A 14130-nucleotide genomic window follows, 5' to 3' on the forward strand; every position below is an offset into this window, starting at 1 on the left:
AAAAACAGGAACCTTAGCTCCTGTTTCTTCACATCTTCAAAACGAGTAAAAACTCTATCAATTAATTAAAAAGGCACATCGTTATCGTCCGGTAGTTCCGGCGCTCCAAAGGCGTCGTGCGCCGATGGCGTAAAGTTTCCTGGATTGAAATTATCATCGCCTCCTTCATTCATTTTACTGTGGAATTCATTCCCAAATGGTGTATCAAATTCATCTAGGTTGTCAAATTTACCTAAATGTCCAATAAACTTAAGACGGATATTTTCCAAACCACCGTTCCTGTGTTTTGCCACAATAAACTCCCCTTGTCCTTCAGTTGGAGAGCGCTCTTCATCATCCCATTCCTCAATTTTATAATATTCAGGTCTATAAATAAATGATACAATATCCGCATCCTGCTCAATCGCTCCAGATTCACGAAGATCCGATAGCAATGGACGCTTACTACCACCACGGGTTTCAACCGCACGAGATAACTGCGACAGTGCTATTACTGGTACATGTAATTCTTTTGCAAGCGCTTTAAGGTTACGGGAAATCATGGAAATTTCCTGCTCACGGTTTCCACCTCCCTTTTGACTTCCCCCGGCTGTCATAAGCTGAAGGTAATCAATCATAATCATTTTAATACCGTATTGAGAGGCCAAACGTCTTGCCTTTGCACGTAAATCGAAAATAGAAAGAGACGGTGTATCATCAATGTACAACGGAGCTTTTTCCAACGACTTTACTTTCACGTTAAGCTGCTCCCATTCATGCTTTTCCAGTTTACCTGTTCTCAATTTTTCCGAAGATAATCCCGTTTCACTAGAAATCAAACGTGTGATCAGCTGTACGGAGGACATCTCCAGCGAGAAGAAGGCTACAGGTGTATTTCCATCTACAGCAATATTCCTTGCCATGGTTAAGGTTAAAGCTGTTTTTCCCATACCTGGACGCGCAGCAACAATAATTAAATCTGAAGGCTGCCACCCAGAGGTTAGTTTATCCAACTTTGTAAACCCAGTTGGAATACCACTTAATCCTTCTCTATTGGAAATTTCCTCAATTTTTTTCTTTGCCTGGATTACCAAACTTTGAGCCGACTCAGTAGATTTCTTGACATTCCCCTGCGTTACCTCGTAAAGCTTAGCTTCGGCATGATCCAATAGATCAAATACATCCTTGGTTTCATCGTAGGCTTCTTCTATAATTTCATTTGAAATTTTTATCAAACTACGCTGAATAAACTTTTGAAGAATGATACGGGCATGGAATTCGATATGCGCCGAAGATGATACTCTTTGGGTAAGTGAGATTAAATAGAAATCACCACCTACTAGGTCCAACTTCCCATCTTTCTTCAGTTGGGTAGATACCGTTAAAAGGTCAATTGGCTCACTGTTTTCAAAAAGTTTGAAAATAGACTCAAAAATATGTTTGTGAGCTTCCTTGTAGAAAGCATCGGGGCTAAGGATATCGATTACTTCGTCGACACCTTTCTTATCAATCATCATGGCGCCTAGTACTACCTCTTCCAAATCGATTGCTTGGGGTGGTATTTTGCCTTTCTCGAGGCTTATCAATGTACTTTTGTCGACTTTATATCCTTGTATTGGGTTTGGTTGTTTCATATATCACGAATGTAAATAAAATGATATGAAAGATTAAATAAATGGGGTTAATCAATCTTAACAATCCATCAACAATCTAACTGTTAATAAGTTAAAAAAATTGTTAATAGTGCCAAAAAAAACTGAAGCAACACACTTCAGTTTCCTTCTATTCTTTTATAAATGAATGTTTTAACCTTTAAACACCCCCATGTTAATGTACTTATCCATACGCTCGTTTACCAAGTCTTTTGGTGATAAGTTTTTAAGTACTTCATAATTCTTTTCGATGGCATTTTTAACGGCTAAAAAGGTTGACTCGCGATCGGTATGAGCCCCTCCAAGAGGTTCCTTAATAATGTCATCAACAAGTTTTTGTTTTTTCATATCGGGTGCGGTAAGCTTTAAGGCTTCGGCCGCTTGTTCTTTGTATTCCCAGCTTCTCCATAAGATAGAAGAACACGATTCTGGCGAAATAACCGAGTACCAAGTATTTTCCAACATTAACACACGGTCACCTACACCAATACCCAATGCTCCCCCAGAGGCACCTTCACCAATAATTATGGTAATGATAGGCACTTTCAATCTGGTCATTTCCAAAATGTTTCTGGCAATGGCTTCACCTTGTCCACGTTCCTCTGCTTCCAATCCAGGGTAAGCTCCAGGCGTGTCCACAAAGCTTACTACTGGAATACCAAATTTTTCTGCAGATTTCATCAAACGCAATGCTTTACGATACCCTTCTGGATTAGACATCCCAAAATTACGGTACTGTCTAGTTTTGGTATTGTATCCTTTTTGCTGCCCAATGAACATATAGGTTTGATCACCAATTTTACCCAAACCACCAATCATTGCTTTGTCATCTTTTACATTTCTATCGCCATGAAGTTCCAAAAATGTATCACCACAAAGTGCTTTGATATAATCTAAGGTATAAGGTCTGTCTGGGTGACGTGACAACTGTACACGTTGCCATGGCGTCAAGTTTTTATAGATGTCTTTTTTAGTCTCTAATAATTTCTTTTCAATCTTCTTACAGGTCTCACTAACATCGACTTCGCTCTCCTCGCCTATAAGTTGACATTTTTGCAATTGGTCTTGAAGTTCTTTAATGGGAAGTTCAAATTCTAAATATTCCATTGAAACTTAAGTTTAATTTTAGTTAGCCTACAAACCTACATAAATTTTCGTTTTTAACTCATTAAAAAATACGAAATGTAGGTTGCTGTCCTATGACGGGGCAAAATTAAATATATTGATGAAGAATAGAAAAACTTTAACGGGTTTTACCAATTAATTAGCGTTTTCTTTTATTGATTTCCGCTGCTTTAAAATGGCTTCCAAAACCAAAGTTCCTAAAACCAAAACAACGCCATAATAAAAATGGATTCCCATAATCTCTGTCTCAGGAAATAGCAATACCGCCAAGACAATACCATATACGGGTTCTAGATTATAGGAAAGAATTACAGTATAAGGACTGATATACTTCATAACTTTTACGGCTTCTATAAAGGCATAAGCAGTACAAATAGACCCTAAAATAAATAGGTATAATAAATCCATCCATGAAATCTGAAAGAATTTTGCATTAACTCCATTCTCAAACACCATAAACACACTTAAAAACAAAACACCACTAACAAATTCATAAAAGGAAATTACGGTTGCATTATACTGCTTAATAAAAGCACCATTAAGCACAGAGAAAAGCGTTGATAGCAAAGCCGACACAACGCCCAATATCATACCATTAATATAATGCAGTTCTCCTCTCGAGATTAAAAACACCCCAAAGATTACAATTAATCCAAAGATGATTTCGTACCAAACAATACGTCGTTTATGAATAAGAGGCTCTACAAAAGAGGCAAAAAAGGCACCTGTGGAAAACATAGCCAACGTGATGGACACATTGGATTGGTTGATGGCCTCAAAAAACGTGATCCAATGTAAGGCAATAAGAACGCCTGCCAATACAAACTTAAATATGGCTTTTGCATTTAAGCGAATTGCCAGTTTTTTATACTTGATATATCCAAACACCAAGATACTGGCAATGACCATACGGTACCAAACCAAATCCTTTGCCCCCACAGAAATCAACTCTCCAAGAATAGCGGTAAATCCTGCAATAAAAACCAAAAAGTGTAACTGCAGATAGTGTTTTAGCTTAGCGTTTGGCATTGTATAGAAGGTATAAAGCTAATATACCAAAGATTACATTAGGAAACCATACGGCCACCAATGGAGGGAAATCGGACTGTTCAGCCATTACCCCAAATACCTTATCAAAAAATACGTAGACCATGGCAATGGAAATCCCAAAAGCCAAATTCACCCCCATGCCTCCTCTTCGCTTAATCGAAGACACTGCCACTGCAATAATGGTAAGAATAAATACCGAAACAGGTAAACTCCACTTCTTGTATTTCACTACTTCATAACGTCCAATATTGGAAGACCCCCGCTTTTTTTCCTTTTCAATAAACCTATTCAATTCACCATACAATAAGGTTTCTGCCATGTAATTGGCAGGGGTAAGATCGTCTAAATCGAACTTAAAAAGCGTATCGTAACGTCTTATACTTTCCAAGACTTCGTCATTCTCGTCATAAGTACGTTTTAGGAAATTGGTTAACTTATAAGTGGTGTCTTGTTCCACATAAGTTATATTATCTGCGAATATTTTGTATTCCAACTTATTACCTTCATAATGTTCCAAAGTGAATTTATTCCCTCGTTTCATTTTGGGGTCAAAACGACTTACATAAATAATATCATGGTCATTGATTTGCCGGTAGATATCTTGAGTCTCTATAACCTTACTGCCCTTCTTAAGGTATTTATAACGGAACTCATTATACCCTTTACTCGCCAAAGGCGCCAAATATAATCCAAGAAGCAAGGCAAAAGCTGCCACAATACTTGCTCCAATCATATAAGGTCTTAAGAATCTAGAAAAGGACACTCCGGAACTCAAAAAAGCAACAATTTCCGTATTGTTTGCCAATTTGGAGGTAAACCAAATCACCGACAAGAACAAAAACAAAGGAAACAACAGGTTGGCGAAATAAATAGTAAAATCCAGATAGTATTGTGCCACAGCAGGAAACGGTACTTCGTTCTCCAAAATTTTTCCGATTTTCTCGGCTAGGTTAACTGTAATTCCAATAGGGATAAACAGTAACAACATCATTAAAAATGTAAACAAATACCGTTTAAGTATGTACCAATCCAGTATTTTCATAGGCTTATAAACGCTTGTCCATTTGTTTAACCATCATATCTTTCCAGGTTCTGAAATCTCCCGCTAATATATGTTTTCTTGCCTCTCTAACCAACCATAAATAGAACCCTAGATTGTGGATTGTGGCAATCTGTTTTCCTAAGAGCTCATTTACAGAGAACAAGTGACGTAAATAAGCTTTACTATACTCCGTATCTACAAAAGTGATGCCCATGTCATCAATTGGCGAAAAATCATCTTCCCACTTTTTGTTTTTGATATTGATGGTACCGTGGGCCGTAAACAACATTCCATTTCGGGCATTCCTTGTTGGCATTACACAGTCAAACATGTCAATACCTAACGCAATATTTTCCAAAATATTGATAGGGGTCCCCACTCCCATTAAATAACGAGGGTTATCCTCAGGTAAAATAGCCGTTACCACATCGGTCATGGCATACATTTCCTCTGCAGGTTCCCCTACCGAAAGCCCTCCAATAGCATTTCCAACAGCCCCTGCATTGGCTATATATTCAGCAGATTGTTTTCTTAGATCTTTATAGGTACTTCCCTGAACAATTGGGAAAAACGCTTGGCTGTAATCATATTTAAACGGCACTTTTTCCAAATGGTTGATACATCTATCCAACCAACGATGGGTCATGTGCATAGAACGTTTGGCATAGTTGTAATCGCAAGGATAGGGTGTACACTCATCAAAAGCCATGATAATGTCCGCACCAATACTTCTTTGGATTTCCATCACATTTTCAGGAGTAAACGTATGGTAACTACCGTCAATATGCGACTTGAACTTCACCCCTTCTTCCTTAATTTTTCTATTCCCTGAAAGCGAATATACCTGGTATCCTCCCGAATCGGTTAAAATATTTCTGTCCCAATTCATAAACTTGTGCAATCCTCCCGCCTTTTCAAGGATAGGAGTTTGCGGACGCAAATACAGGTGATAGGTATTTCCTAAAATAATATCTGGATTGATCTCGTCTTTAAGTTCTCTTTGGTGCACCCCTTTTACCGAAGCCACCGTTCCAACCGGCATAAAAATAGGCGTTTCTATGGTGCCATGATCTGTGGTAATTACCCCTGCTCTGGCACTACTCTGGGGGTCTTTCGCTTTTAAGTCAAATTTCATCCGTTCTACTGCTAATATCAACGTCCCTAAACTTCTTTTAAAGTCACCCTATAAGCAACTAATTTCAGAAGTTTTTAACGCTAAAAAAATGTATCAATCAGCAAAGATAATTAACTAAACACGATCTCTCTCGGTATTTAAAAATAAACTTTGAAAACTCTGTTGAAAATGCCCCTAAAATACCTCTGAATTCGTTTTGTTTACGGCCTATAAAGCCTTATTTTAGCGGCTTTAAAAAATACGTTTAAAAGATGCCAAAAACACAACAATTAGAAGACTTAGTAATTCAAGTGCGTAGAGATATTCTACGTATGGTACACAAGGTAAACTCAGGGCACCCTGGGGGGTCTTTGGGATGCACCGAATTTATGGTAGCACTGTACAATGAGATCATGGATCGTAAGGAAGGTTTTGATATGGATGGAATAGGTGAAGACCTTTTCTTCTTATCTAACGGACACATCTCTCCTGTATTTTACAGCGTACTCGCTAGAGCTGGATACTTTCCAGTAGAAGAATTAAACACATTCCGTTTAATTGATTCCCGCTTACAGGGACACCCAACAACACACGAAGGGTTACCAGGTGTAAGAATTGCTTCTGGATCGTTGGGACAAGGTATGTCTGTGGCACTTGGTGCTGCACAAGCAAAAAAATTGAATAACGACGCTCACTTGGTATACAGTTTACACGGAGATGGAGAGCTTCAAGAAGGGCAAAACTGGGAAGCGATCATGTACGCCGCTGCTAAAAAAGTAGACAACATTATTGCAACTGTAGATTTGAACGGACAGCAAATTGATGGTGCTACAGACGAAGTATTGCCAATGGGTAACATCCGTGAAAAGTTTGAAGCATTTGGTTGGACTGTTGTTGAAATTGAAGAAGGAAACAACGTAGAAGCCATCATCAAAGGAATGGCTGAAGCCAAATCAAAAACAGGTCAAGGAAAACCAGTTTGTGTTTTGTTAAAAACCATTATGGGTAACGGTGTTGACTTTATGATGTACACTCACGAATGGCATGGTAAAGCTCCAAACGACGAACAATTGGAGAATGGATTAAACCAAAACCCAGAAACTTTAGGAGATTACTAATAACAACGCAACACACAATGAAAACATATACATATACAGAAAAGAAAGATACAAGAAGTGGTTTTGGAGCTGGTTTGGCTGAATTGGGACGTACCAATCCTGATGTTGTAGCGCTATGTGCCGATTTAACGCCATCCTTAAAAATGGGCGAGTTCATCAAAGAAAACCCGGAGCGTTTTTTCCAAATAGGAATTGCTGAAGCCAACATGATGGGAATTGCTGCCGGTTTCACCATTGGAGGTAAAATTCCTTTCACAGGAACTTTCGCCAACTTCTCAACAGGTCGTGTTTATGACCAAATCCGTCAGTCTATCGCCTATTCAGGTAAAAACGTAAAAATATGTGCTTCTCACGCCGGTTTAACGTTAGGAGAAGATGGTGCAACCCACCAAATCCTTGAAGATATTGGATTAATGAAAATGCTTCCAGGAATGACGGTAATCAATCCTTGTGATTACAACCAAACCAAAGCAGCTACCATCGCTATCGCAGAACATGAAGGCCCTGTTTACTTACGCTTCGGGCGTCCGTCTGTGCCAATCTTTACACCTGCCGATCAGAAATTTGAAATCGGAAAAGCGATTCAGTTAACTGAAGGAACAGATGTTACCATCGTAGCAACTGGTCACTTGGTATGGGAAGCTTTGGAAGCCTCTAAAGCATTGTACGAGCAAGGTATTTCTGCAGAGGTTATCAACATCCACACCATCAAACCATTAGACGAGAAAGCTATTTTGGATTCTGTAGCTAAAACAGGTTGTATTGTAACTGCTGAAGAGCACAACTACCTTGGTGGTCTTGGAGAAAGTGTTGCTAGAGTATTGGCAACAAACAATCCAACGCCTCAAGAATTTGTAGCAACTCAAGATACTTTTGGGGAATCTGGAACGCCAGCTCAATTGATGGACAAGTACGGATTGAACGCTGACGCCATTGTAAAAGCATCGCAAACGGTAATGAAAAGAAAATAATAACTGCTTCATAACGTTTTAGAAGGTATAACCCAAATCTAAAACAAGTATTTATGAAAACGTTACAGGATTCTTCGAATTTAAAAAAGAGGAACTATGGCAAACCATTCAAGCTTTTGTTTGCCATGTTCCTCTTTTCATGTTTTAGCCATAACGCTCTTGCTCAAGACCTAATTGGTTATGGACTGAAAGGTGGCTTGAATTACAGTACTAATGGCGAATATTTTGAAGCTGCTTCACTGAGTTACAAATCTCCAGACAGAAATATCGGGTTCCATTTTGGGCTCTTCGGAAAAATAGGTGGTCGTTTGTATTTTAGACCGGAATTGGTGTATACCAATACCAAAAGTGAATACGATAACGACGACCTTAAAGTTCAAAAGTTGGACGCCCCTATGCTTTTAGGATTTAGAGTTGTTGGTCCATTGCATGTTTTTGCAGGGCCATCTTTTCAATATATTTTAAAGACTGAATTTGCAGATAACACTATCGACCAGATTGAAAACGACTTTACTACAGGACTCAATATTGGAATTGGAGTAACCATCCATAAATTGAGTATCGATTTAAGGTACGAAAGAGGTTTCAATTCCAACGAAGCCCAATTTATAAATAATGACCTTAATGTGTTGCAAGACCGCATCGATACACGCCCAGATCAATTCATTTTAAGTTTGGCATTGTTTATTTAAATTGTGATTCACAAATTCAACGATAAAAAAAGGCCCCGAAATTACTCGGGGCTTTTTAATTTACTTCTTGTAATTTTTTATTTCAATGTTTCTATCAACTCTTGAAGAGGAATCGTTTCTTGCACTCCTGTTGCCATATTTTTCAAAGTATAGGTATTAGAGTTTAATTCAGACTCCCCTACCATCACCACAAAAGGCACTTCACGTTTATTGGCAAAGTTCATTTGCTTTTTCATCTTAGCGGCGTCTGGATACATCTCTGCAGCCACTCCTTGCTTACGAAGTTCCTTAATAGCCTTTAAACAACCTAAGGCTTCTGCTTCTCCAAAATTGATAAACAAAACTTTTATATTTTCCGTAATGGTTGGAGGGAATAAATCCAGCTCTTCCAAAACCAAATAAATTCTGTCCAATCCAAAACTAATGCCAACACCACTTACATCTTTCAACCCAAAAATTCCGGTTAGGTCATCATAGCGACCTCCACCACCAATAGAGCCCATAGCAACTCCCTCTGGAGCGGATACCTCAAAAATAGCTCCGGTATAATAGTTCAAACCTCTAGCCAAAGTCACGTCCAATTGCAACTTGGCGGTTTGCAGTCCTAATTCGGTAATCGCGTTGTCGATAAACTGTAATTCTTCGATACCCTTTTTACCTTCTTCCGAAGTATTTAAGATTTCACCTAGCACATCAACCTGCTCTTCAAACGTTCCAGAAAGTGAAAACAACGGCTGTAGTTTATCAATCCCTTCTTGAGGAATCCCTTTGCCCAACATTTCTTCCTTCACCTTCTCCTCGCCTATTTTATCAAGTTTATCCAAGGCCACTGTAAAATCGATCAATTTATCATGAGCACCAATCACTTCGGCAATCCCCGATAATATTTTACGGTTGTTGATTTTGATAGTCACCCCTTTCAACTTCAAAGCAGTAAATACCGCATCGTACAGTTGTACAAACTCCACTTCCTGCCATAGGGATTTAGACCCTACCACATCTGCATCGCATTGGTAAAATTCTCTAAAACGTCCCTTCTGCGGTCTATCTGCTCTCCAAACCGGTTGGATTTGGTAACGCTTAAATGGAAATTCAATCTCGTTTTGGTGCTGTACCACATAACGAGCAAATGGCACTGTTAAATCATAACGCAGGGCTTTTTCTGAAATTTTAGAGGTCAGTTTTTGAGCATCCTTTTCAGCATATAACTCATCATTCACCTTTCCTAAAAAATCACCAGAATTCAAAATCTTAAAAATAAGACGGTCACCTTCATCACCATATTTTCCCATTAAGGTTTCAGAATTCTCAAAACTTGGCGTTTCTATAGGTTGGAACCCGAAGGTTTCAAAATTTGCCTTAATCGTATTGAAAATATAATTTCGTTTTGCCACCTCCATGGGGCCAAAATCTCTCGTACCTTTTGGTATTCCTGGTTTTTTTGCCATATCTAACGTTATTGAACCACAAAAATATTATAATTTTTACTGGCAGTCATAAGTTATTTCGATTTTATAGTAACTTTATTGGGTATTTAAAGTCTTATTATAACAAGACACCAATTATTGAATTCCTATTGAATGTTTTCACTGGCTAAAGAAAATTTTAAAATCGCTCTGGACTCCGTAAAAAGTCAAGTATTACGAACTGTTTTAACTGTGTTGATAATTGCCATTGGCATCACGGCTTTGGTGGGTATTTTAAGTGCTGTTTCCAATTTGGAAAACACCATCTCCAGCGATTTTTCTTCTATGGGCGCCAATACTTTCAACATTCAACGTTACGAATTTACGGTGCAGCGTCATGGCCGCAGGGAACGCCAAAAAATAAACCCAATTATCACCTATCGCAACGCCAAGGATTTTGAAGACCAATACAACTACCCGTACACCAAAACATCTATTTCGTTTTACGGCACTTCAAGTGCGGAAGTAAAATACGAAAATCAAAAAACAGATCCCGAAGTAGCGGTTATTGGGGCCAACGAACAGTACATCCAAAATTCAGGGCTTGAAATAGAGGACGGTCGTGATTTCAACTATTTTGATATTGAAAACAACAACAGTGTTTGCGTGATTGGGAGCGATCTTAAAAAAGCGCTGTTGGATAATGTCAACCCTATCAACCAAACCTTAAGCGTTCGCGGTGCTAAATTTAAGGTCATTGGGGTGCTTAAGTCTAAAGGATCTACATTTGGCAATAATCAAGACCTTAGAATGATTATTCCCCTTCAAAAAGCCAGAGGGATGTTTACCAATTCCGACATCAATTACAGTATTAGTGTCAAAACCGATAAGAATGATATGCTTGAAGGAGCGCAAGACTATGCGGTAAGCACCTTTAGAAATATCAGAAAACTGACCCCGGTTGAAGAAAATAACTTTGGCATTGAACGCAGCGATGACCTCTTGAACCGCATTGGCTCCATAACCACTTACCTTTACCTGGCAGCATGGATCATTAGTATCATTACCATTATAGGCTCTTCCATAGCCTTGATGAACATTCTGTTTGTTTCCGTTACTGAACGCACCCGTGAAATAGGAGTGCGAAAAGCCTTAGGCGCCAAGCGTAAAACCATCGCTTTCCAGTTTTTTATGGAAGCTATTCTTATTGGCCAAATGGGTGGTATTGTAGGTATCCTGCTGGGCAGCCTTATTGGCTTTATTTTTGCAAAAGTAGCCGACTTTAATTTTGTTATTCCATGGTTGGCAATGTTCTCGGCTTTTACCATAGCGTTTATTGTGGCTATTGTGGCAGGATTGCTTCCCGCCATAAAAGCCGCCAAACTAGATCCAATAGAATCTTTACGTTACGAATAGATTAGTTTATCAATTTATCAAAAAACTGATAAAGCTCTCCTTTGGTAATCACTCCGCCTTGTTGAATAAGCTTAAACTTGTCTAAAGCTTTATCATCGGAATACTCTTTTTTAGCATTCAGAAACTCTACGTCTTCGTCCATTAAGTTTTCACGTAACCAATTAAATCCATCTCTTGTGGTTAGGTCGATGGCATTCTTTAGTCTAATGGCAATAAGTTGCATGTGCTCTTCGGTACAATAAAACAGGTGGATTTGTTGTGGAGAAATATGTTCCAAATACACAACCTTTCCCAGAACCCCTTCCCAAACCAAATCACTGAACACATCCAGTTCCTGCTCTGCTACTTCTGGTTTGTTAGTTTTGATATCTGCCCATTCCTCTGCGGTAATGGATTGCGTTGCCAAAAAATTTATAAACTCTTGATGCAATTCTTCAAATTGCTCCTTGGTAAGCCTTGAATATTTCATGTGTAGATTTTATATAATTAAAAAGCCTCAATCCAAAGGGTTGAGGCTCTTTTGTAATATGATGTTGCGAATTATGCTTCAGCAATAACTTCGAATGGTAACTCTACAGTCACTTCACGGTGCAATCTTATCACTGCCTCGTATTTTCCTAATCTCTTAACAGAACCACCAATTACATTGATGAATTTCTTCTCGATAGTGTGACCTTCTTTTTGTAAAGCATCTGCCAAATCCATGTTGGTAACAGAACCAAACAATTTATCTCCAGCACCAGCCTTAGAAGCAATCTTGATTTCCAAAGCTTTCAAAGCCTCAGCAATTTTAGTAGCCTCGTCAACAATTTTCTTTTCTTTAAAAGCTCTTTGCTTTAAAGTCTCTGCCAATACTTTTTTAGCAGAAGCTGTAGCCATTACAGCAAATCCTTGAGGAATCAAAAAGTTTCTACCATAACCGTTCTTAACTGTTACAATATCGTCTTTAAATCCTAAATTTTCAACGTCTTGTCTTAATATAAGTTCCATAGTTATTGGTATTTTATTTTAATAAATCTGCTACATATGGCATCAACGCAAGGTGACGCGCTCTTTTTACAGCTACAGATACTTTTCTTTGGTATTTCAAAGAAGTTCCTGTTAAACGTCTTGGCAACAATTTACCTTGCTCGTTAACAAACTTCAATAAGAAATCTGGATCTTTGTAATCAACATACTTGATTCCTGACTTCTTGAAACGACAATATTTCTTCGTTTTGCTAGTATCGATGTTTAATGGAGTAAGATACCTGATCTCTCCATCCTTCTTTCCTTTTGCTTGTTGTTCAATTGAAGACATAATTTACGCTTTTTGTTTGTTTCTATTTCTTCTCTTTTCTGCCCAAGCAATTGCATGCTTGTCTAATTTCACGGTCAAGTAACGCATAAAACGCTCATCACGTCTGAACTCCAATTCTAGTGGAGAAATAACCTCACCTTCTACGGTGTACTCAAATAAGTGATAGAAACCACTCTTTTTGTTTTGAATTGGGTAAGCTAATTTTTTAAGCCCCCAATCTTCCTTGGCTATCATCTTTGCCCCTCTAGAAACAAGAAAATCTTCGTATTTCTCTACTGTTTCCTTTACCTGAGTCTCAGATAAAACGGGATTTAAGATGAAAACAGTTTCATAATGATTCATATAAAAATGTATTTATAATTAAAAATGGGTGCAAAAATAACCATTATTTCCAATACAAACAACATTTTCCCAATTAAAAAACCGTCTTTTACCTTCAATAAATTTTTGTTAAAAATAACGTTTTACCGATGTTTTTTGGTTTTTATCCGAATTTTTTGTACTATTGTCGATATCTTAACCTAAAACACAACAATGTTATGACTTTAAACTGTGTAGTAGTTGACGATTCTGCAATCCAGCGCTTATCCATCGTAAAGTTAATAGAGAACCATCCTTCTCTAAACCTAATTGCAGAGTACAGCAGTGCTTTAGAAACCAAAAATGGTTTAAACACACACAAAGTAGATTTAATCTTTTTGGACATCGAGATGCCCGTTTTGAATGGGTTTGAGTTATTGGACGTATTAAATAATAAGCCCCAAATTATTTTTGTGACCGGTAAAACCGAATATGCCTTTAAAGCTTTTAACTACGATGCTACCGACTACCTTCAAAAACCAATTACCAGAGAGCGCTTTAATATTTCTGTAGACAAGGCCATTGAACAGCACAAACTTAAAATGGACTTTAACGAAACTGACGGCGAACATATATTTGTAAAAAGTAACCTAAAAAAACGAAAAGTATATATTAAGGACATTAAGTGGATTGAAGCCCTTGGCGATTACGTTAAATTGGTAACCGAGGAAAACAGCTTAGTGGTACTTTCTACTATGAAAGCTTTTGAAAAAGAACTTCCAGAAGGCAAGTTTTTAAGGATTCACAAATCCTATATTGTAAACCTTGACAAAGTAGACCGCTTTAACAGTAAAAATGTAGAAGTTGGCGCTTATGAAATTCCATTAAGTAGAAACAAAAAAACGCAACTTGTAGATGCGTTAAATAATATTTAATAAGACAACTTCTCCTAACTTATGTTTAGG

Annotated in this window: 15 protein-coding genes; 5 read left to right on the forward strand and 10 right to left on the reverse strand. The window is 38.0% G+C overall.

Annotated features, from left to right (window positions below):
- Nucleotides 1-65 precede the first annotated feature (65 nt).
- The 5 genes from dnaB to tgt form a co-directional block, all read right to left on the reverse strand.
- Nucleotides 66-1613 (reverse strand): replicative DNA helicase, encoded by a 1548-nt coding sequence (dnaB, locus tag RBH95_RS10975; protein ID WP_307899634.1) that lies wholly within the window; start codon nucleotides 1611-1613, stop codon nucleotides 66-68.
- A 171-nt stretch (nucleotides 1614-1784) separates the two neighbouring features.
- Nucleotides 1785-2738 carry an acetyl-CoA carboxylase carboxyltransferase subunit alpha gene (locus RBH95_RS10980; protein ID WP_307899635.1) on the reverse strand — a complete coding sequence of 318 codons (954 nt, stop codon included), beginning with the start codon at nucleotides 2736-2738 and terminating at the stop codon, nucleotides 1785-1787.
- Nucleotides 2739-2891: 153 nt separating this feature from the next.
- Nucleotides 2892-3785, reverse strand: coding sequence for a DMT family transporter (locus RBH95_RS10985; RefSeq protein WP_307899636.1), 894 nt, complete (start codon nucleotides 3783-3785; stop codon nucleotides 2892-2894).
- Nucleotides 3772-4848 carry an LptF/LptG family permease gene (locus RBH95_RS10990; protein WP_307899637.1) on the reverse strand — a complete coding sequence of 359 codons (1077 nt, stop codon included), beginning with the start codon at nucleotides 4846-4848 and terminating at the stop codon, nucleotides 3772-3774. Before RBH95_RS10990 ends, RBH95_RS10985 begins: the two co-directional genes overlap by 14 nt.
- Nucleotides 4849-4852: 4 nt before the next feature.
- Nucleotides 4853-5983, reverse strand: coding sequence for a tRNA guanosine(34) transglycosylase Tgt (tgt, locus tag RBH95_RS10995; protein WP_307899638.1), 1131 nt, complete (start codon nucleotides 5981-5983; stop codon nucleotides 4853-4855).
- A gap of 251 nt (nucleotides 5984-6234) precedes the next feature.
- Between tgt and RBH95_RS11000 the strand changes: the two genes are divergently transcribed.
- Genes RBH95_RS11000 through RBH95_RS11010 form a run of 3 tightly spaced genes read left to right on the forward strand, consistent with a single transcriptional unit; the run spans nucleotide 6235 to nucleotide 8743 of the window.
- Complete coding sequence (locus tag RBH95_RS11000; RefSeq protein WP_307899639.1) at nucleotides 6235-7080, forward strand: transketolase; 846 nt, start codon at nucleotides 6235-6237, stop codon at nucleotides 7078-7080.
- Between the two features lie 17 nt (nucleotides 7081-7097).
- Nucleotides 7098-8051 (forward strand): transketolase family protein, encoded by a 954-nt coding sequence (locus RBH95_RS11005; protein ID WP_307899640.1) that lies wholly within the window; start codon nucleotides 7098-7100, stop codon nucleotides 8049-8051.
- Nucleotides 8052-8104: 53 nt separating this feature from the next.
- The gene (locus RBH95_RS11010) at nucleotides 8105-8743 is read left to right on the forward strand and encodes an outer membrane beta-barrel protein (protein ID WP_307899641.1); all 639 of its coding nucleotides are present in this window, start codon (nucleotides 8105-8107) and stop codon (nucleotides 8741-8743) included.
- 77 nt (nucleotides 8744-8820) lie between these two features.
- On the opposite strand, the gene hisS is transcribed toward RBH95_RS11010, so the two are convergent.
- Nucleotides 8821-10191 carry a histidine--tRNA ligase gene (gene hisS, locus RBH95_RS11015; RefSeq protein ID WP_307899642.1) on the reverse strand — a complete coding sequence of 457 codons (1371 nt, stop codon included), beginning with the start codon at nucleotides 10189-10191 and terminating at the stop codon, nucleotides 8821-8823.
- Nucleotides 10192-10323: 132 nt separating this feature from the next.
- On the opposite strand from hisS, the gene RBH95_RS11020 reads away from it, so the two are divergent.
- Entirely contained in the window at nucleotides 10324-11565 is a 1242-nt protein-coding gene (locus tag RBH95_RS11020; protein ID WP_307899643.1) for an ABC transporter permease, read from the forward strand.
- Between the two features lies 1 nt (nucleotide 11566).
- Here the strand turns inward: RBH95_RS11020 and RBH95_RS11025 are convergent, their stop codons facing one another.
- The 4 genes from RBH95_RS11025 to rpsF all read right to left on the reverse strand — a co-directional run bounded on the left by RBH95_RS11025 (nucleotide 11567) and on the right by rpsF (nucleotide 13207).
- Nucleotides 11567-12034, reverse strand: coding sequence for a DUF6495 family protein (locus RBH95_RS11025; RefSeq protein WP_307899644.1), 468 nt, complete (start codon nucleotides 12032-12034; stop codon nucleotides 11567-11569).
- 71 nt (nucleotides 12035-12105) lie between these two features.
- A complete protein-coding gene (gene rplI / locus RBH95_RS11030; protein ID WP_307899645.1) occupies nucleotides 12106-12555 on the reverse strand; it encodes a 50S ribosomal protein L9 in 450 nt (149 codons plus the stop codon).
- 13 nt (nucleotides 12556-12568) lie between these two features.
- A complete protein-coding gene (rpsR, locus tag RBH95_RS11035; RefSeq protein ID WP_053975405.1) occupies nucleotides 12569-12865 on the reverse strand; it encodes a 30S ribosomal protein S18 in 297 nt (98 codons plus the stop codon).
- Between the two features lie 3 nt (nucleotides 12866-12868).
- The gene (rpsF, locus tag RBH95_RS11040; RefSeq protein ID WP_307899646.1) at nucleotides 12869-13207 is read right to left on the reverse strand and encodes a 30S ribosomal protein S6; all 339 of its coding nucleotides are present in this window, start codon (nucleotides 13205-13207) and stop codon (nucleotides 12869-12871) included.
- Between the two features lie 197 nt (nucleotides 13208-13404).
- Here rpsF and RBH95_RS11045 point away from each other — a divergent pair, with 197 nt between their 5' ends.
- Nucleotides 13405-14100, forward strand: coding sequence for a LytTR family DNA-binding domain-containing protein (locus tag RBH95_RS11045; RefSeq protein WP_053976999.1), 696 nt, complete (start codon nucleotides 13405-13407; stop codon nucleotides 14098-14100).
- Nucleotides 14101-14130 lie beyond the last annotated feature (30 nt).

This window comes from Mangrovimonas sp. YM274 (assembly GCF_030908385.1).
In the GTDB taxonomy this organism is placed as follows: Bacteria; Bacteroidota; Bacteroidia; order Flavobacteriales; family Flavobacteriaceae; genus Mangrovimonas_A.

Coding starts and splice junctions, on each gene's coding strand:
- dnaB (WP_307899634.1), bottom strand. CDS start 1,613: ATGAAACAACCAAACCCAATACAAGGATATAAAGTCGACAAAAGTACA.
- RBH95_RS10980 (WP_307899635.1), bottom strand. CDS start 2,738: ATGGAATATTTAGAATTTGAACTTCCCATTAAAGAACTTCAAGACCAA.
- RBH95_RS10985 (WP_307899636.1), bottom strand. CDS start 3,785: ATGCCAAACGCTAAGCTAAAACACTATCTGCAGTTACACTTTTTGGTT.
- RBH95_RS10990 (WP_307899637.1), bottom strand. CDS start 4,848: ATGAAAATACTGGATTGGTACATACTTAAACGGTATTTGTTTACATTT.
- tgt (WP_307899638.1), bottom strand. CDS start 5,983: ATGAAATTTGACTTAAAAGCGAAAGACCCCCAGAGTAGTGCCAGAGCA.
- RBH95_RS11000 (WP_307899639.1), top strand. CDS start 6,235: ATGCCAAAAACACAACAATTAGAAGACTTAGTAATTCAAGTGCGTAGA.
- RBH95_RS11005 (WP_307899640.1), top strand. CDS start 7,098: ATGAAAACATATACATATACAGAAAAGAAAGATACAAGAAGTGGTTTT.
- RBH95_RS11010 (WP_307899641.1), top strand. CDS start 8,105: ATGAAAACGTTACAGGATTCTTCGAATTTAAAAAAGAGGAACTATGGC.
- hisS (WP_307899642.1), bottom strand. CDS start 10,191: ATGGCAAAAAAACCAGGAATACCAAAAGGTACGAGAGATTTTGGCCCC.
- RBH95_RS11020 (WP_307899643.1), top strand. CDS start 10,324: ATGTTTTCACTGGCTAAAGAAAATTTTAAAATCGCTCTGGACTCCGTA.
- RBH95_RS11025 (WP_307899644.1), bottom strand. CDS start 12,034: ATGAAATATTCAAGGCTTACCAAGGAGCAATTTGAAGAATTGCATCAA.
- rplI (WP_307899645.1), bottom strand. CDS start 12,555: ATGGAACTTATATTAAGACAAGACGTTGAAAATTTAGGATTTAAAGAC.
- rpsR (WP_053975405.1), bottom strand. CDS start 12,865: ATGTCTTCAATTGAACAACAAGCAAAAGGAAAGAAGGATGGAGAGATC.
- rpsF (WP_307899646.1), bottom strand. CDS start 13,207: ATGAATCATTATGAAACTGTTTTCATCTTAAATCCCGTTTTATCTGAG.
- RBH95_RS11045 (WP_053976999.1), top strand. CDS start 13,405: ATGACTTTAAACTGTGTAGTAGTTGACGATTCTGCAATCCAGCGCTTA.